The sequence below is a fragment of the Paracraurococcus lichenis genome (genome assembly GCF_030657435.1).
Taxonomy (GTDB): domain Bacteria; phylum Pseudomonadota; class Alphaproteobacteria; order Acetobacterales; family Acetobacteraceae; genus Paracraurococcus; species Paracraurococcus lichenis.
The window spans coordinates 1-17638 of the sequence record NZ_JAUTWS010000064.1; the positions used below are offsets into that span (position 1 = coordinate 1).

At 72.9% G+C, this 17638-nt stretch carries 13 protein-coding genes; 11 read left to right on the forward strand and 2 right to left on the reverse strand.

Going from position 1 to position 17638, the window contains the following annotated elements; genetic code table 11:
- Positions 1 to 295: 295 nt before the first annotated feature.
- Positions 296 to 781: an Hcp family type VI secretion system effector gene (locus tag Q7A36_RS31710; RefSeq protein ID WP_305107799.1), complete on the reverse strand. Its 486-nt coding sequence runs from the start codon at positions 779 to 781 to the stop codon at positions 296 to 298.
- A 36-nt stretch (positions 782 to 817) separates the two neighbouring features.
- Positions 818 to 3451 carry a type VI secretion system ATPase TssH gene (gene tssH, locus Q7A36_RS31715; RefSeq protein ID WP_305107800.1) on the reverse strand — a complete coding sequence of 878 codons (2634 nt, stop codon included), beginning with the start codon at positions 3449 to 3451 and terminating at the stop codon, positions 818 to 820.
- Between the two features lie 78 nt (positions 3452 to 3529).
- On the opposite strand from tssH, the gene tssA reads away from it, so the two are divergent.
- From tssA to Q7A36_RS31770, 11 genes are all read left to right on the forward strand, one after another.
- Positions 3530 to 4672, forward strand: a complete 1143-nt coding sequence (tssA, locus tag Q7A36_RS31720) for a type VI secretion system protein TssA (RefSeq protein WP_305107801.1) — start codon at positions 3530 to 3532, stop codon at positions 4670 to 4672.
- 154 nt (positions 4673 to 4826) lie between these two features.
- Positions 4827 to 5348, forward strand: coding sequence for a type VI secretion system contractile sheath small subunit (gene tssB / locus Q7A36_RS31725; protein WP_305107802.1), 522 nt, complete (start codon positions 4827 to 4829; stop codon positions 5346 to 5348).
- Between the two features lie 4 nt (positions 5349 to 5352).
- Positions 5353 to 6837, forward strand: coding sequence for a type VI secretion system contractile sheath large subunit (gene tssC, locus Q7A36_RS31730; RefSeq protein ID WP_305107803.1), 1485 nt, complete (start codon positions 5353 to 5355; stop codon positions 6835 to 6837).
- Between the two features lie 13 nt (positions 6838 to 6850).
- Positions 6851 to 8764, forward strand: a complete 1914-nt coding sequence (tssC, locus tag Q7A36_RS31735; RefSeq protein WP_305107804.1) for a type VI secretion system contractile sheath large subunit — start codon at positions 6851 to 6853, stop codon at positions 8762 to 8764.
- Entirely contained in the window at positions 8761 to 9573 is an 813-nt protein-coding gene (locus Q7A36_RS31740) for a type VI secretion system accessory protein TagJ (protein WP_305107805.1), read from the forward strand. Before tssC (Q7A36_RS31735) ends, Q7A36_RS31740 begins: the two co-directional genes overlap by 4 nt.
- Complete coding sequence (tssE, locus tag Q7A36_RS31745; RefSeq protein WP_305107806.1) at positions 9570 to 10079, forward strand: type VI secretion system baseplate subunit TssE; 510 nt, start codon at positions 9570 to 9572, stop codon at positions 10077 to 10079. Before Q7A36_RS31740 ends, tssE begins: the two co-directional genes overlap by 4 nt.
- 18 nt (positions 10080 to 10097) lie before the next feature.
- Complete coding sequence (tssF, locus tag Q7A36_RS31750) at positions 10098 to 11963, forward strand: type VI secretion system baseplate subunit TssF (protein WP_305107807.1); 1866 nt, start codon at positions 10098 to 10100, stop codon at positions 11961 to 11963.
- Entirely contained in the window at positions 11960 to 13051 is a 1092-nt protein-coding gene (tssG, locus tag Q7A36_RS31755; RefSeq protein WP_305107808.1) for a type VI secretion system baseplate subunit TssG, read from the forward strand. Before tssF ends, tssG begins: the two co-directional genes overlap by 4 nt.
- Positions 13048 to 14589, forward strand: a complete 1542-nt coding sequence (locus Q7A36_RS31760) for a class I SAM-dependent methyltransferase (RefSeq protein ID WP_305107809.1) — start codon at positions 13048 to 13050, stop codon at positions 14587 to 14589. Before tssG ends, Q7A36_RS31760 begins: the two co-directional genes overlap by 4 nt.
- Positions 14590 to 15100: 511 nt before the next feature.
- Positions 15101 to 16117 (forward strand): sugar ABC transporter substrate-binding protein, encoded by a 1017-nt coding sequence (locus Q7A36_RS31765; RefSeq protein WP_305107810.1) that lies wholly within the window; start codon positions 15101 to 15103, stop codon positions 16115 to 16117.
- 6 nt (positions 16118 to 16123) lie between these two features.
- Positions 16124 to 17629, forward strand: coding sequence for a sugar ABC transporter ATP-binding protein (locus Q7A36_RS31770; protein ID WP_305107811.1), 1506 nt, complete (start codon positions 16124 to 16126; stop codon positions 17627 to 17629).
- The last annotated feature ends 9 nt before the right edge of the window (positions 17630 to 17638 follow it).

Here is a 17638-nt window from a genome sequence, read left to right on the forward strand (position 1 = left end):
ATGGAGAATGCCAGCGCGGCGTTCCTGGAGGCCGTGCGCGGCGGAACTGCATCCACAGCCTCATCCGGCGGTCAGTTGCGTGGCAGCCGGGCACCAGGCGGATCCCTCGGGAGAAGGACCCAGTCCGGTGCCGGCCGACCGTGACCGCCGGACAGCGAGCCCCCCTGCCGGGGGCTCGGCCTCGCCGCTGTGGTCCCTCCCGCCGGGCTATGACCGACCTACAGGGTCACAGCGGCGATTCGCATCCTGATTGCCGCGCTGCAGTCGTCCGCGATCAACGGCGAGCACCGCAAGATCACACGTTCGCCTTCATCTTCGTCAGGTCGAAGGTCACCTTCTCGCCGTCCTTCGTGCCCAGCTTCTCGTCCACGAGCTTCGGGATGACTTCGATGTGGTCGTAGTTCAGGCTGATGCTCTCGCTCGGCCGGTCGCCGCCGCTGCTCAGGGAATAGCCTGAGACGCCGCAGTTCTTCAGCTTGACGACCAGGAACATCTCCTGACTGCTGCCGCCGGTCGTGGTGAAGGTCAGTTCCACCAGGTTGTCGAGCTTGCCGGAGACCGATTCCTCGAACAACTTGGAGGAGGAGACAGGGTCCCAGTCCTTCGTCACCGTGACCTCGGACAGGCTCGGCTCGCTTGCCTCCCGGTTGGCGCCGCGCCCGCGGGCGGAGCCGATGCCGCGCCCACTGCCGAACTGCACGCTGTGCAACTCGATCTGGTCCTTGAAGCCCTCGGTCGTGACGTTGCCTTTGATCTTCGAGCCGTACTTCATGTAGAGCATCGCAGGTTCCTCTCGTCAGTGATCCGCTGCCCGGCCTCAGGCCTCGCCCAGCGCGTAGGCAAAGTCGCCATTCTCCTGCAAACCGACATGGATGCGGCCGACCGGCCGTCCCTCCGCCAGCCGCGCCAGCACCTCGGCAGAAAGCTCCGGCAGGAGCGTGCGCGAGAGGATCTTCTCGACGTTGCGCGCGCCCGAGGCGGTCTCGGTGCAGCGTGCCGCGATCGCCTCCGCCACTGCCGCATCCCAGGTGAAGCGGGCGCGGTGGCCCGCTGCCACCCGCTGCCCGACACGGCCGAGCTGCAGGACGGCGATGCGGCGGATGATGTCCTCGGGCAGCGGGAAATACGGCACCAGCGTCACGCGGCCGAGGAAGGCCGGCTTGAAATGCCTAGTCAGCTCCGGCATCAGCGCCGCCGCCAGGCCTTCCGCGTCCGGCGCCGTCTCGGCATCGGCGAAGAGCTTGCCGATCAGCTCCGTGCCGGCATTGCTCGTCATGATGATGACGGTGTTCTTGAAATCGATGTCGCGGCCCTCGCCGTCCTTCATCATTCCCTTGTCGAAGACCTGGAAGAACACGTCCTGCACGCCGGGATGCGCCTTCTCCATCTCGTCCAGCAGGATCACGCTGTAGGGCCGACGGCGCACCGCCTCGGTCAGGATGCCGCCCTCGCCATAGCCGACATAGCCGGGCGGCGAGCCCATCAGGAGCGAGACCTTATGCTCCTCCTTGAACTCGGTCATGTTGATGACCGTCAGGTTCTGCTCGCCGCCATAGAGCAGGTCGGCGAGAGCGAGCGCCGTCTCCGTCTTGCCGACGCCGGAAGTGCCGACCATGAGGAAGACGCCGATCGGCTTGCGCGGGTCGGTCAGCCCGGCGCGGCTGGTGCGGATGGCCTGCGCCACCGCCTCCAGCGCATGCGGCTGGCCGACCACGCGCGCCTCCAGCGCCTCGCGCAGCCTGAGCACGGTGCGGATCTCGTCGCCGCGCATGCGGCCGGCGGGGATGCCGGTCCAGCCCTCGACCACCTCGGCCACCGCCTGGCCGTCCACCACCGGGTGGATCAGCGGCTGCTCGCCCTGCAGCGCCCGCAGTGCCGCCCCGCGCTCGGCCAGCAGCGCGCGCAGCGCCGCCTTGTCGCGCGCGTCGCCGGGATCCTCCACCGCCTGCCGTGCCGCCGCGATATCGGCGGCCAGTGTCCGTTCCTGCTCCCAGCGGCCCTCGAGCGCGGCCAGCGCCTCCGTCGCCCGCGCGCGTTCCTCGACCAGCGCCGCGCGGCGTGCCGCATGGTCGGTGCCGGACGCTGCCTCGCGGTCGAGGATGCCGAGCTCGGTATCGATAATCTCGATCTGCCGCCTTCGGTCCTCCACCGGCGCGGGCACTGCCGCCTGGCTCATCGCCACGCGCGCGCAGGCGGTATCGATCAGGCTGACCGCCTTGTCCGGGAGTTGGCGGGCGGGGATGTAGCGCGCGGAGAGCCGGACGGCCTGCTCCACCGCCTCATCCAGCACCCGCACGCCGTGATGCGTCTCCAGCGTGCCGACCAGGCCACGGACCATGGCGACGGCGACGGGCTCGGTCGGCTCCTCCACCCGCACCACCTGGAAGCGCCGGGTCAGCGCCGCGTCCTTCTCGAAATACTTCTTGTATTCGGCCCAGGTGGTGGCGGCGACCGTGCGCAATTCGCCGCGGGCGAGGGCGGGCTTCAGCAGGTTGGCAGCGTCGTTCTGTCCCTGCTGGCCGCCGGCGCCAATCAGGGTGTGCGCCTCATCGATGAAGAGGATGATGGGACGGGGGCTCGCCCGCACCTCGTCGATCACCGCCTTCAGCCGCGCCTCGAACTCGCCCTTCATCCCGGCGCCGGCCTGCAGCAGGCCGAGATCGAGGGTGCGCAGCACCACCTTCTCGAGCGCCGGCGGTACGTCGCCGGCAGCGATCCGCAATGCGAGGCCTTCCACCACGGCGGTCTTGCCCACCCCCGCCTCGCCGGTGAGGATCGGGTTGTTCTGCCGCCGCCGCGTCAGGATATCCACGACCTGGCGGATCTCCGCGTCACGGCCGAGGATCGGGTCGATCCTGCCGGCACGGGCGCGGCCGGTGAGATCGGTGGTGAACTGCTCGAGCGCGCTGCCGCCCGGCCGCGGCGCGGTCTCCGCGGCAGCCTCGGCCCCTTCCGTCGCCTGCGCCGCCGCGGTCTCGCTGCTCGCGCCACAGATGCCGTCGAAGTCGCGCTTCAGGAGGTCGGGCGAGATGCGCAGCAGCGGTGCGGAAGCCGCACCGGCGCGACGCGCCAGCGTCTCGTCCGCCAGCAGCGCCCAGAGGAGCTGGCCCGAGCGAAGCCGCGGCGCCCGCTGGTCGAGCGAGGCGAAGAGCCAGCCCTGCTTCAGCCAGTCCACCACTTCGGGCGAGAAGGCCGGCTCGCGCGCATTGCCGCGGCGCATGGCGTCCATGGCGCGGGTCAGATCGGCCGAGACACGGCCGGCATCGCAGCCGAAATGCGCGAGGATCAGGGGTGTGTCGGTGCCGCCGCGCTCGATCAGGCGATAGAGCAGGTGCTCCACCTCAATCGCGTAATGCGTGCGCCGCTGCGCCAGCCGGGCAGCATCCTCAAGCGCAGCGCGGCAGGTATCGTCGAGCCGGCCGATGAGCTGCCTGAGATCGACGGCGACCATGCTTCACCTCGTTCCGCGCCGGACGGTATATTGTGCACGAGAGTGCTGTCCAGCTTTCTCCGTATTGAAAGTATCCGCATGCCTGATCTGCACGCATCCGGTTCGCCGCCTTCCGCGGTCCTGCCGGAAGGCTTCGACCTGGACGCGCTGCTGGCACCGATCCCGGGCGACCTGCCGGCGGGCCGGGACCTGCGGCGCGACGTCTCCGGCGTCTCGCCGCTCGCCCGTCTCCGCGATGCGGTGCGCGAGGCGCGAGCGGCGGAGCGCGAGGCGGACTCGCTCGACCCAGGCGCCGTCACGCCCCTGCCGTCCTGGCGCGGCATCCTGCGCATCGCCATCGAGGGCCTCGCCGGGCACAGCAAGGACCTCGAATTCGCCGCCGCGCTGACGGAGGCCGCGGTGCGGCTGCAGGGGCTGCCCGGCCTCGCCGCCGGCGCCACGCTGATCCGCGGCCTCTGCGAGGGCTTCTGGGACGCGCTGCATCCCATGCCGGACGAGGAGGGCATGGCGACGCGCTTCGTCCCGGTCAGCGGGCTCAGCGGCGCCGACCGCGACGGCACGCTGCTGCAGCCGCTGCGCCGCATCGCCCTGCTCACCCGACCGGACGGCGCACCATTCGGCTGGTGGCAATACGAGCAGTCGCGCGACCTCGCCCGGATCACCGACGAGGACCGGCGCGCGCGGCGTATCGCGTCCGGCGTGATGCCCTACGAGGAGATCGAAACCCTCGCGCGCGGCGCCGCGGCGGAGCTTCGCCGGTTCGGCGCGGAAGCCGCAGCGGCGGAGGCCGCCTGGACCGCCATGGCGCGTTCGCTCGCCGAGCTGGCGAGGCCGGACCCCGGCCCTTCGACTGGCCGCGTCGCCGAGTTGCTCGGCCTGATGGCGGATGTCGCGGCGCAACTCGGCCCTGCTCCGGCCGGGCCGGTCGCCGCCGATGCAACCGCCCCGCAGGCGCCGGCCGCTGCCATGCCCTCCCTCGCCCCCGTCCCGACGCCCGAACTTGCCGTCCCGGAGGACCGGGAGGCGATGCTGCGCCAGCTCAGCACCATCGCCGACTTCTTCCGGCGCACCGAGCCGACCTCGCCGCTCTCCTATACGCTGGAGGAAGCGGTGCGGCGTGCCCGGATGAGCTGGCCGGAATTGCTCGCCGAGGTCGTGGCGGACGAGCGCGCGCGGGGCGAGATCCTGACCGCGCTCGGCATCCGTCCACCACAAGCGTGATGCCGCTGGCGCCGCGGCGATGGGCTTGCCCGTTGACCAAGGGCTCGCGCGCCCCATAGCGTCTACAGTAGACGATTGCGGCGATACGGTTCCCGCCCGATGACCAGCGGGAGCCGCATGGCAACGACGCCTGTGCCGAGGAAGGAGCGGTCCGATGAGCGCATCCGTGCACGACAAGCTGGAACGCGTCCGCAAGCCACGCGTCCATATCACCTATCAGGTGGAAACCGAAGGCGCGGAACTCGTGCAGGAGTTGCCTTTCGTCGTCGGCGTGCTCGGCGACTTCGCCGGCGACCCGGATCCGGCGAAGCCGCCCAAGCCGTTGTCGCAGCGGGAGTTCGTCAAGGTCGACCGCGACAACTTCGACGCGGTCATGGCCTCCCTCTCGCCGCGCCTCGACCTGAAGGTCGAGAACACGCTGAAAGGCGACGGCACCGAGATCGGGGTGAACCTGACCTTCCGATCCATGGAGGATTTCGAACCGGAACGCGTGGCGCGGCAGGTGCCTGCCCTCGCCGCGCTGCTCGAGACCCGGGCCAAGCTGCGCGAGTTGCAGAGCAAGGCGGATCGGTCGGAGGATCTCGAATCCCTCCTCGAGAAGGTGCTGACCTCGCAGGAGCAGCTGCAGACGCTCTCCTCCGCGCTCGGCATCGAGAAGCCCGGTTCGGAGGGCTGAGCGCATGTCGGAAACCGCCGCCACGCCCGCCGCGGGCGCCGCTGCCGAAGGCCCCGGCCTGCTCGACCAGGTCGTCGCGGCGACACGCCAGACCGCGCCCGACAAGGCGCAGGACCTGGTCAAGGCGCTGGTCGAGCAGGCGCTCGCCGGCACCGTGCAGTTCGAGAGGAACCTCGGCGCAAGCGTCGATGAGGCGATCCGGCGGATCGACCAGAAGATCTCGGCGCAGCTCAATGCCATCATGCACCATGAGAAATTCCGCCGGCTCGAGGGGTCCTGGCGAGGCCTCAAATACCTGGTGCACAACAGCGAGACCGGCACCTCGCTGCGGATCCGCATGCTGAACATCGGCAAGGCCGAGCTGATGCGCGACCTGTCCAAGGCCGTGGAGTTCGACCAGAGCCAGCTCTTCCGGAAGATCTACGAGCATGAGTTCGGCATGCCGGGCGGCGAGCCCTATGGCGCGCTGATCGGCGATTTCGAATGGACCAACCATCCGGAGGACGTGCAGGCGCTGCGCTCGATCTCCAACATCGCCGCCGCCGGCTTCGCGCCCTTCGTCTCGGCCGCCGGCGCCGGCATGTTCGGCTTCCAGGACTGGACCGAGCTGTCGAAGCCCCGCGACCTCGCGCAGGTCTTCGAGGCACCCGAATACACCGGCTGGAAGAGCTTCCGCGAGAGCGAGGACGCGCGCTTCGTCGCCCTTGCCATGCCGCGCGCCATGGCGCGGCTGCCCTATGGCAAGGCGACGGCACGGGTCGAGGCCTTCGACTACGAGGAGGCGCCGCAGGATGCCGCCGGCAACCCGCGGCCCATGGCGCATGACGACTATTGCTGGATGAACGCCGCCTTCGTCCTCGGCGCACGCATGACCGACGCCTTCGCCCAGACCGGCTTCTGCACCACGATCCGCGGAGCGGAGGGCGGCGGCAAGGTGGAGAACCTGCCGACGCACGTGTTCATGACCGACGCGGGCGACAAGGACACCAAGTGCCCGACCGAGATCAGCATCACCGACCGACGGGAGGCGGAGCTCTCGAAGCTCGGTTTCCTGCCGCTCTGCCACTACAAGAACCAGGACTACGCCGTGTTCTTCGGCGCCCAGACCGTGCAGAAGCCGAAGAAGTACGACCGGCCGGAGGCGAGCGCGAATGCCGAGATCTCGGCCCGGCTGCCCTACATCATGGCGACCGGCCGCTTCGCCCACTACCTGAAGATCATGGCGCGGGACAAGATCGGCTCCTTCATGGAGGCCTCGGATTGCGAGATCTGGCTGAACCGCTGGATCAGCAACTACGTCAACAGCAATGAGCGCGCGACGCCGGAAATGAAGGCGCGCTATCCGCTGCGCGAGGCGCGCATCGAGGTGAAGGAGATCCCGGGCAAGCCGGGTTCCTACAATGCCGTCGCGCATCTCCGCCCCTGGCTGCAGATGGAGGAGCTGACGACCAGCCTGCGCATGGTCGCCCGCATCCCGCAGAAGGTCTGACCGGCGCCGCGCCGTGGCCGACGCGCTCCTGCTCTCCTCCCCCGCGCCGGCCACGGCGACGCCGCTGCGCGACGCGGTCCTGGCCGGCCGCTTCTTCGGCAGCGACCGGGCGGCGGAGGCGGCGCGCCTCGCTGGCGTCCTCGCCCCGCGACCGCATCGCGCGGCAGCCGGCGCCCGGCCCGGGCCGGCGGGGCCCGAGGCGCCGCACGATCCCGGCGAGCCGATGCGCCGGGCGCTCGACCGCGCCGAGGCGGCATGTCAGGCCTGGTCCGACCCGGAGGCCGCGGCCTGCCTGGCAGCCGAGCCCGCGGCCGTCCGCGCAGCCCTGGAGCAGGCGGTGGCGGCGCTCGGCCGCGCGGTCGCCGCGATCGCCGCTGCCGTCGCCGGGCTCGCCGACCGCATCGGGCCCGAGCGCGCCGCGGAGATCGCCGCGGCCGCCGGCGTGCTGCGCGGCGAGCTGGACCGGGCGGGCTCCCTGGTCGAGCGCCTCCTCGCCGCCATGGCGCGCCGCCGGGCTCTCGACGCCTGGCTCGGGCCGGAGCGCGCCGCACGTCTCGCCGCCGAGCCGCGCGCGCTGCGCGGCGCGCTGGACCGCGACATCGCCGCGCTCGACCGCCTGATCGGGCGGCAGCTCGACGCCGTCCTGCACCACCCGCGCCTGCGGCAGATGGAAGGGCGTTGGCGCGGCCTGTGCTGGCTGCTGCACGGGATCGAGCAGGGCCGGCGGGTGAAGCTGCGCCTCCTCCCGATCACCTGGGCGGAGCTGTGCCGCGACTTCGAGCGCGCCGCGGAGTTCGACGCGAGCACACTGTTCCGCCTGATCTACGAGGAGGAGTTCGGCAAGCCCGGCGGCGAGCCTTACGGCCTGCTGGTGGTGGATCATGCGGTGCGCCACCGCCCGGCGCCGGAAGCACCGGCCGACGACGTCGCGGCGCTGGCCAGTCTCGCCTCGGTCGGTGCCGCCGCTTTCGCCCCGGTCGTCGCCGCGGCGCATCCTGCGCTGCTCGAGGCGGCAGACTGGCAAGCGCTGGAGATGGTGCGCGACATCGCCGCGCCGCTGCGCGACGCGGACCACGCGCGCTGGCGGGGCCTCGCCGGCCGGGCCGATCTCCGCTTCCTCGCGGTGGCGCTGCCCGACCTGCTCGCCCGCCCGCCCTGGCGCGCCGACCCGGCCCGCAGCGACGGCTTCCGCTACGAGGAATCGGCGCCGGGCGCGGCGCAGCGCGTCTGGATGCCGCCCGGCTATGCCTTCGCCGCCTGCGCCGCCCGCGCCTTCGCGCGCCATGGCTGGCCCGCGGATGTGCGCGGCGCCGAGACCGACCGGGTCGGCGGCGGCCTTGTCGCCGGCCTGCCGCATGAGGACTGGCCGAGCGCGCCCGCCGGCGCCTGGGACCGCCCCTCGGTGGCGCTGCTGCTCACCGACGAGCAGGAGCGCGCGCTGCTCGAGCATGGCCTCATGCCTGTCTGCGCGCTGCCCTATGCGCGGGAACTGGTCTTCGGCGCGGTGCGGAGCCTGCAGGCGCCGGCGCGGCATGGCGGCCCGGCTGCGGCGGCGGCCGATGCCAATGCGCGGCTCTCGGTCCAGGTGAATGCCATGCTCTGCGCCTCCCGCTTCGCGCATGTGCTGAAGGTGATGGGGCGCGAGATGACCGGCGCCTTCGCCACGGCGGAGGAGATCGAGGCGCGGCTGCAGTCCTGGCTGCAGGGCTATGTCAATGCCAACATGAATGCCGCCGGCGACCTGCGCGCCCGCTTCCCGCTGACCGAAGGACGGGTGCAGGTGCGCGAGCGGCCGGGCCGCCCCGGCGCCTTCGGCTGCATCATCCACCTGAAGCCGCATTACCAGCTCGACGACGTCGCGGCGAGCTTCACGCTGCAGACCGAGTTCACCGGGCCGGGCCGCGGCAGCGAGGAAGGCCGGCGATGACCGCGAGCCCCACCGCCGAAGCCGGCGCGCATTTCCAGGCCGGCCACCTCGCCGCCGCGATCGAGGCGGCAACGCGCGCCGTCCGCGGCGCTCCGGCGGCGGCCGCGCCCCGCCTGCTGCTGGCCGAGCTGCTGGCCTTCGCCGGGGAGACGGAGCGCGCCGACCGGATCCTCGACGCCGCCTCCGGCCTGGCGCCCGAGGCGGCGGTCGGGATCGCGCAGTTGCGCCAGCTCCTGCGCGCCGACCTGGCGCGGCGGGAGGTCTTCCGCGAGGGCCGCCTGCCCGACTTTCCGGATGGGCCGAACGAGACGCAGCGCCATGCCCTCGCCGCCCTCCTCGCCCTGCGGGAGGGCGAGCCGGCGGAGGCGGCGCGCCTCGCCGCCGCGGCCGAGGCGGCGAGGCCCCGACTGCCCGGCCGCCATGATGGCCGGGCCTTCGACGACCTGCGCGATGCCGACGACCTGCTGGCCGGCACGGTCGAGGTGCTGACCACCGCGGGAACCTATCTCTGGATCCCGGCCGAGCGCGTGGCGCGCCTCGCGCCCCGCCCGCCGCGGCGCCCGCGCGACCTGCTCTGGCGCCAGGCCGAGCTCACCTTGCGCGACGGGCCCTCGGCCGATGTCTTCCTGCCCGTGCTCTACCCGATGCCGGGGGATGCGGCGGAGCCATTGCGGCTCGGCCGTGCCACGGAATGGCAGGGGCCGCCCGGCGGCCCGATGCGCGGCCTTGGCCAGCGCGTGCTGCTGGTCGGCGAGGAGGCGGTGACGGCGATGGAGCTCGGCACCCTGGAATTCGAGGCGGCGGCATGAGTGACGCCCCCCGCCGGGGCGGCCCGCCGCGGCCGCGGCTCCCGCTGCTCGACCGGCTCATCGACGACGCGCCCGATCGCCCGGAGGACCCGCCCCTCTCGGCCGCCGATGCGTTGGACGCGCTGCGCCGGTCGGTCGGGCGCGACCTGCAATGGCTGCTCAACACGCGCCGGCACTGGCGGTCCCTGCCGGCCGCCTTGCGCGGGCTGGAGGTCTCGCCCCTCGGCTACGGCCTGCCGGACTTTGCCGCCGGCGCCTTCCAGGACCCGGGCCGGCGCGAGGCCCTGCGGCGCGAAGTGGAGGAGACCATCCGCCGCTTCGAGACGCGCTTCCTCAGCCTGCGCGTCACCCTCGCCGAGGCGGAGGACACGCTGTCCGGCACGCTGCGCCTGCGCATCGACGCATTGCTGCGCGCCGAGCCGGCGCCCGAGCCGATCGGCTTCGTCACCCTGCTCGACCCCGCGACCGACGAGGTCACGGTGCACGAGACGCACGGCGTCGGCTGAGGCGGCGCGGGACACGGCATGTCGGACGCACTGCTTCCCTATTTCCGTCGCGAGCTGGATGCGCTGCGCCGGCTCGCGGGCGAGTTCGCCGAGGCGCATCCGAAGATCGCCGGCCGCCTGCGGCTCGGCGCGGACGGCGCCGACGACCCGCAGGTGGAGCGGCTGCTGGAGGGCGTCGCCTTCCTCGCCGCCCGGGTGCAGCACCGGCTGGACGACGAATTCCCCGAGCTGACGGACGCGCTGCTCGGCCTGCTCTACCCGCATTTCCTCGCGCCCTTCCCGTCCTGCCTCGTCGCGCGGCTGGAGCCGGCCGAGGGGCTGCAGGCGGCGGCTCGGTTGCCGGCGGGGCTCGCGGTGGACACCGAGCCGGTGCGCGGCGAGCGCTGCCGCTTTCGCACCGCCTATCCCGTGACTCTCTGGCCGCTGGAGGTGGAGAGCGTGCGGCTGCAGGGCCTGCCCCTCACGGCGCCCGCCAACCCGGCGGTGCAGGGCCGCGCTGCTGCCTGCCTGCGGATCGTGCTGCGCTGCCGCGGCCAGGACATGACCTTCGCGCGGCTCGGCCTGGACCGGCTGCGGCTCTTCCTGCGCGGCGCGCCGGCGCTGCCGCTCTATGAGCTGCTCTGCGCCCATGCCCTGGCGGTCGCCTATGCCGAGGGTCCGGCGGATACGGGCGCCGTCATCCTGCCGCCCGCGGCGATCGCGCCGGTCGGCTTCACGCCGGAGGAGGCGCTGCTGCCCTGGCCGGCGCGCAGCTTCTCCGGCTTCCGGCTCCTCAGCGAGTATTTCGCCTTCCCGCAGAAATTCCTCTTCCTCGACCTCTGCGGCATGCAGGCGCGGACACGGGCCGGCGCCGGCAACCGGCTGGAGGTCTTCGTCTGGCTCGACCGCAGCGCGCCGGAGCTCGAGCGCACGCTGGATGCGGGCGCTGTCGCGCTGGGCTGCACGCCGCTGGTCAACCTCTTCCCACGGCACTGCGAGGAGCTGCCCCTGGACGATACCGCCATCGAGGCGCGCATCGTGCCGGAGGCGCGGCGCGCCGGCACCTTCGAGGTGTGGTCGGTGGAGCGGGTCTGGGAACAGCTCTCGGATGGCAGCGCCCGCCCCTGGCGGCCGCTCTACCGCATGGCGCATGGCGATCCCGATGGCGGCGTGCCGGGCGGCTTCTACGCCCTGGCCCGCCGCGCCGCCGGCGGCGCCGATCCGGGCACGGAGGTCTGGCTCGCCCCGCACGACCCCGAGGCGCGGCCGGAGGCGGCGCGCGACACCGTGCTGTCGATCGAGGCCCTGTGCCTGAACCGCGACCTGCCGAAGGAACTGCCCTTCGGCGGCGGCCGGCCCGCCCTCTCGCTGGTGGAGGGCGCGCCGGCGGTGGCGCGGCTGCAGGCGCTGACGCCGCCGACGCGCACGCTGCGGCGGCCGCCGCGCGACGGCGCCTGGCGGCTGGTCTCGCATCTCTCGCTCGGGCACCTCTCGGTCGTGGGCGGCGAGGCGGGGGCGGCGGCGCTGCGGGAGGTGTTGCGCCTCTACGACCTCGCCGAGGGCACCGAGACGCGCGCCGCGATCGCCGCGCTGCTCGAGGTCGCCGCCACCGCCGGGGTCGCGCGGCTGCCGCAGGAGCCGCGGGGACCGGACGACCCGCGCGGGCGGAGCGGGCCGGCCGGACCGCTCGGCGGCAGCTTCTGCCGCGGCCTCGACGTGACGCTGACCTTCGACGAGCGCGGCTGGGAGTCGGGCGGGCTGTACCTGCTTGCCGCCGTGCTCGACCGCTTCCTCGCCCTGCATGCGACGGTCAACGCCTTCACCCGGACGCGTGTCCTACTGCGCGGCCGTGAGGACCCGGTGGCGGAGTTCCCGGCCCGTGCGGGTGCGCGGGTGCTGCTGTGACCGCGCCGTTGCGGCCGGAGCCCGGATCGCCGCTCGACGGCCTGCTGCGGGAGCCGCACCGCTACAGCTTCGACGCTGCGGTCCGCCTGATGATGCTGGCCGGTCGCACCGCCGACCCGGCCGAGGCAGTGCGCTTCCGTGCCGCGCGCGGCCTCGCCTTCCCGGCGGCGGAGGTGCTCTCCGTCGAGCCGGTCAGGCCCGACGGCGCGGAGCTGGCGGCACCGGGGCCAGGCGGCGACGACCGGCCCGGTCCGGTCGCGGCGCTGACGGTGGCGCTGATCGGGCTGACCGGCCCTGCCGGCGTGCTGCCGCGGCCCTTCTCGGCCGAGGTGGTGCGGCAGCTTCGCCTGCGCTCGCGGGCCATGCCGGACTTCCTCGACCTGCTGGCGCACCGGCTGATCGCCCATTATGCCGATGCCGGGGCGAAGTACCGGCCGCAGCGCCAGGCGCAGACGGCGGCGCTCGCGACGGTGCCCGGCCGTGACACGGTCGCGGCGGCGCTGCTAGCGCTGACCGGCCACGGCACGCCGCATCTGGTGGAGCGGCTGGCGGCGGGGCGCGAGCCGCTGCAGCATTATGCCGGGCTCTTTGCCGCGCATCCCCGCTCGGCCGAGCGGCTGGAAGCCCTGGTCTCCGACTGGATCGGCCTGCCGGCGGAGGTGGTGCAGTTCGCCGGCGCCTGGCTGCACCTGCCGCCGGGCCAGCGCACCCGTCTCGCCGCCCGGCACGGGACGGGCCAGTTCGCCCGGCTCGGCCGCGAGGCGACGGTCGGCGCAAGGGCCTGGGATCCGCAGGGGCGCGTGGTGCTGCGCCTCGGGCCCATGCCCCTGCACGCCTTCGCGGCCCTGCTGCCCGACCGGCCGGCGCATCATCGCCTGGTCTCGCTGGTGCGGGCCTTCCTCGGGCCGGAGATCGGCTTCGCGCTGAACCCGGTGCTGGCGGCCGATGCGGTGCCGCCACTCGTCCTGGGGCGGGAGGCGCCGCCGCGCCTCGGCTGGAATGCCTGGCTGCCGTCGCGCGCGCGCCCGCGGGACGCGGACGAGGCCTGCTTCGAGGCCGAGGCGCCGGCGGAGGGGAGGCAGGCATGAGCGGCACGGCCTGGGGCGGCGGCTATGTCACCGATGTGCGATACGGCCATGGCTACTTCCCCGAGCAGTCGCCGCCGTTGCTCCGCGCCGCCTGCCTGTTGAACGGCGTCGCCTGGGACGTGCCGGACGAGGGCGGGCACTACCTCGAGCTCGGCTGCGGCCAGGGGCTCGGCGCCGTCCTGGTCGCCGCGGCGAACCCGAGCTGGCGGGTGACCGCGGTGGATTTCGCGCCGGCGCATATCGCTGGCGCACGCGCCCTGGCGCGGGAGGCGGGCATCGGCAATGTCGAATTCATCGAGGCCGACCTGGCCGGGTTCGCCGGCACGCCGGCCTGCGCCGCGCTGCCCGAGGCGGACATCGTCACGCTGCACGGCGTCTGGAGCTGGGTCGGGCCCGCGGTACGGGAGGGCGTGGTGCGCCTGCTGGCCAGCAAGCTGCGCGCCGGCGGCGTGGCGCATGTCAGCTACAACGCGCTGCCGGGCTGGCAGCGGCTGCTCGGTCTGCAACGGGTGGTGCGGGAGACGGGGCTGCGCCTGGCCGATCGCAGCGACCGACAGGCGCTGGCGGGGTTCGAGGTGGCGCAGGCCCTGCTGGCCGCCGAGGCCGGCACGCTGCGCGGCGACCCGGCCTTGGCGCGCTGGCTGGACATCGCGGCCGGGCTCTCGCCGGAGTACCTCGCGCACGAGTACATGAACGCCCATTGGCAGCCCTGCTGGCACGCCGAGGTGGCCGGCGCGCTGGCGGCGGCGAAGCTCGACTGGGTCGGCACCGCGACGCTGCCCGAGGCCTTCCCGGGCTTCACCATGACGGCGGCGCAGCGGGAGATCTACGAGCGCTTCTCCGACCCGCTGGCGCGGGAGTTGGTCAAGGATGTCTGCCTGGGCCGGACGCTGCGGCACGACGTCTATGTGCGCGGCGCACGGCGCCTCGGCGAACAGGCGCGCGACGATGCGCTGCGGTCGCTGATGCTCGCACTCTGCGTACCGCCCGCGCGCATGCGCTACGAAGTGGAGGTGGGCGCGGGCCGGGCCGAGCTCTCGCCCGACTATTACGGCCCGGTGGTGGCGGCGCTGGCCGAAGGCCCGCGCAGCGTCGCCGATCTGCTGCGCCTGGCGCCGCGCCGCGCCGGCGCGCGGGAGAATCCCGCGGAACTCGTCGGTGTGCTGGCGGGCACGCGGCAGGCGATGGTGCTGGCCCGGCCGGGCGCGGCGCCGCATCCGGCGGCGCTGCGGCTCAACCGGGTGGTCGCGCGCCGCTTCGGCGTGCGGGAGCACCTCAACCGCGGGGCCGGGCTGGCAAGCACCGCACTCGGCGCCGCGATGCCCGTGACGACTGCCTGCCTCTTCGCCTGCGCGAACGAGGTGGAGGGCGGCGCGCCGGACCTTGAGGATTGGACGGAAAACCTGGGTGCGGGCCTTGATGCCGAGGACAGGGCACGGCTGCAGGAGGCGCTGCGGCGCGCTGTGGATGAGGACCTGCCGATCCTTCGCGCCCTTGCCTGCCATTCGACGTGGAGCAGGGACCCCTTGGAGGGGTGATCGGCGTCCGGAAGGGGCTCTGGCGCAGTTTTCGTGCAGGGTGGACGTTGGAAGCGTATGCCGTTGGCGAGGAAGCGCCAGCGATGCGTCTTCGCGATCCACGTCCCTTGCGACACCACGCCACGCCCTGGGGCACGATCCGGATTTCGCCTCGCGCCGGCCCTCCTGCCGGTCAGCAATAGCCACCCAGTTCCGGATCGCCTGGGCAGAGGGTTCGAATGCCTGGGCAAGGTCGGCCGGGTCGCGTTCTGCATGGACCAGCTCGACCACCGGGCGCCGGAACTCCGGCGTGGGCAGCATGGGCCTTGGGCATCGGGGGACACCTCACGCGAAAGCTTCGTTGATCTCCACCGACACGGGGCAAACTCACCGCGGCGCGTCCCGCCTGGCGGAACAGCGCAGGGGTGCCAGTCCGGGCGTAGCGATTGGTTGCAGCCGGTCGACGCCATGTTGCAAGCTTGCGATCAAACCAGACGCGCACAGGCGCAGCCGGAAGGGGGGAATGGACGTTATGGGCGAAAAGACAACACCCGAAAGCAATCGCCGCGCCTTGCTGCAGGCGGCCGCGACCGCGCCGCTGCTGGGTGGCCTCGGCATCGTGCCCACGGCGCTGGCGGCCGAGATGGGCCGGTCCGAGAAGCCGTTGCGCGCCGCCTTCTCCAATGCCGGGCTGCAGGCCACCTGGTGCGCCCAGGGCAAGGCCGCGGCGGAATACTGGGGCAGGCTCTTCAACGTGGACGTCACCTGGTTCGACGGAGAGCTGAACGCGACGCGCCAGCGCGGCGCCATCGACAACATGGCATCGCAGCGCTGGGATTTCGTGGCCATCCAGGCCTTCGGCATCGGGACACTCACCGCCCCCGTGCGGAAGATGATCGAGGCCGGCATCCCCGTGATCGACATGGACACGCTGATCGCGCCGCTCGAGCAGATCAACGTCCACAGCTTCCTTGCGCCCGACAATGAGTTCATGGGCGCCTCGGTGACCGAGGCGCTGATGCAGGCGATCGGCGGCGAGGGCACCATCATCATGACCCAGGGTGCGCTCGGGCACACGGGGGCGCAGGGCCGCGCCCGCGGCTTCGAATCCGTGGTCAGGCGCTATCCGAAGGTAGAGGTGCTGGACACCACGCCGGGCGACTGGGACGTGACCAAGGTGGCGCGGATCTGGGACACCCATCTGACCAAGTACCCGAAGATCAGCGCCGCCTATTTCCACAACGACGACATGGCGCTGGCGGCCTACAACGTCATGCGCGCCAAGGGCCGCACCGACATCAAGATCGGCGGCTGCGACGCCATGCCGCCCGCCCTGCAGGCGGTGCAGGACGGACGGATGCATGCGACGGTGCGCAATCCCTCCTGCCGCATCCATGGCGGCGCCATCATGGCCGGCGTCGCCGCCGTGGTGGCGGGCGAGAAGACCGGGGAAGGCGGCATCCCCAAGCACGTGATCACCGACGGTCCGGTGGTGACCCGGGCCAATGCGCAAGGCATGGCCTGGATGCAGAAGCAGTTCCTGATCTAGCCGCGGATGCCGCCCGAAGGGCCGCCGGCGCTGGAGCTGCGCGGCATCGCCAAGCGCTTCGCCGGCGTCGCCGCCCTGCAGGGCGTGGACTTCGCCCTGCGTGCGGGGGAGGTCCACGGCCTGGTCGGCGAGAACGGCGCCGGCAAGAGCACGCTGATGAAGATCATCGCCGGCGTGCATGCGGCCTATGAGGGCGAGATGCGCGTTGCCGGCCGGCCGGTGCGCTTCCACTCGCCGCGCGATGCGCGGGATGCCGGCATCGGCATGGTGCACCAGGAGCTCTCGATCGTCCCGGCGCTCTCGGTGGCGGAGAACGTCCTGCTCGGCGCGCAGCCGCTGAACCGGCTCGGCCTCGTCTCCTGGGGCACGATGCGGCGGCAGGCGCAGCGGCAGTTGGAAGCGCTCGGCATCGCGGTGGACCCCGCGGCGCCGGCCGGATCCCTGCCGCTCGGCGTGCAGCAGATGGTGGAACTGGCGCGCGTGCTGCTCTCCGGCGCGCGGATCGTGATCCTCGACGAGCCGACCTCGGCACTCTCCCCGCCCGAGGTGGAACGGCTCTTCGCCCTGATCGGGCGGCTGCGCGACGGCGGCACCAGCGTGGTCTTCATCTCCCACTTCCTCGACGACATCCTGCGCATCTCCGATACCGTGACGGTGTTCCGCAACGGCCGCCGCGTCGCCACCGCACCGGCGCGGACGGTCGGCAAGCCCTGGCTGATCGAGAGCATGATCGGCGCCACGCATGGGCGGCTGGAGGAGAGCTACACGACCGAGGTGGCGCTGCCGCCGCCGCCCTCGGCGCCGGTGGTGCTCGAGGCGACGGGCCTCGGCGTCGCCGGCCTGTTCGAGGACGCCTCCTTCCGCATCCATGCCGGGGAGGTGCTCGGCCTCTACGGCTTCATGGGCTCCGGCCAGCTCGAGCTGGCCCGCGCGCTGTCCGGCAAGCTGCCGACCGACCGCGGCACGGTGCGCGTGGATGGCCGCCCGGTGCGGCTCGGCGGCGGGACGCCGGCCGCCAAGCGCGGCGGCATCGCCTTCGTGCCGGAGAGCCGGCGCGCCATGCTCTTCGCGCCGGAGCCGGTCTATCGCAACGTGACGATCTCGATGCTGGAGCGCATCCACCGGCTCCTGCTGCGCCCTGCCGTCGAGCGGCGCATCGCCGAGGCGCAGGTGCGCGACCTCGGCGTGCGGCCGCAGCGCGTGGACCTGCCGGTCGGTGCCTTGTCCGGCGGCAACCAGCAGAAGGTGGCGCTCGCCCGCTGGCTCGCCCACCTGCCGCGCGTGCTGCTGCTGAGCGAGCCGACGCGCGGCATGGATGTCGGCGCCAAGGACGATGTGGTGCGGATCGTCCGTGGGCTGCGGGAGCAGGGGATCGCGATCCTCGTCGCCTCCTCCGAGCCCGAGACCGTCCTGTCCCTCGCCGACCGCATCCTGGTGATGCGCCGCGGCGTCCTGGCCCGGGAATTCGCAGGCGAGCCGGTCGGCAAGGACCGGCTGCTCGCCGCGGCCTGAAGGAGCGCG

Excerpts from the sequence above, each read along its gene's own strand:
- tssB (WP_305107802.1), top strand. The coding sequence starts at position 4,827 with ATGAGCGCATCCGTGCACGACAAGCTGGAACGCGTCCGCAAGCCACGC.
- tssH (WP_305107800.1), bottom strand. The coding sequence starts at position 3,451 with ATGGTCGCCGTCGATCTCAGGCAGCTCATCGGCCGGCTCGACGATACC.
- Q7A36_RS31765 (WP_305107810.1), top strand. The coding sequence starts at position 15,101 with ATGGGCGAAAAGACAACACCCGAAAGCAATCGCCGCGCCTTGCTGCAG.
- Q7A36_RS31760 (WP_305107809.1), top strand. The coding sequence starts at position 13,048 with ATGAGCGGCACGGCCTGGGGCGGCGGCTATGTCACCGATGTGCGATAC.
- Q7A36_RS31710 (WP_305107799.1), bottom strand. The coding sequence starts at position 781 with ATGCTCTACATGAAGTACGGCTCGAAGATCAAAGGCAACGTCACGACC.
- tssA (WP_305107801.1), top strand. The coding sequence starts at position 3,530 with ATGCCTGATCTGCACGCATCCGGTTCGCCGCCTTCCGCGGTCCTGCCG.
- tssE (WP_305107806.1), top strand. The coding sequence starts at position 9,570 with ATGAGTGACGCCCCCCGCCGGGGCGGCCCGCCGCGGCCGCGGCTCCCG.
- tssF (WP_305107807.1), top strand. The coding sequence starts at position 10,098 with ATGTCGGACGCACTGCTTCCCTATTTCCGTCGCGAGCTGGATGCGCTG.
- tssC (WP_305107803.1), top strand. The coding sequence starts at position 5,353 with ATGTCGGAAACCGCCGCCACGCCCGCCGCGGGCGCCGCTGCCGAAGGC.
- Q7A36_RS31770 (WP_305107811.1), top strand. The coding sequence starts at position 16,124 with ATGCCGCCCGAAGGGCCGCCGGCGCTGGAGCTGCGCGGCATCGCCAAG.
- Q7A36_RS31740 (WP_305107805.1), top strand. The coding sequence starts at position 8,761 with ATGACCGCGAGCCCCACCGCCGAAGCCGGCGCGCATTTCCAGGCCGGC.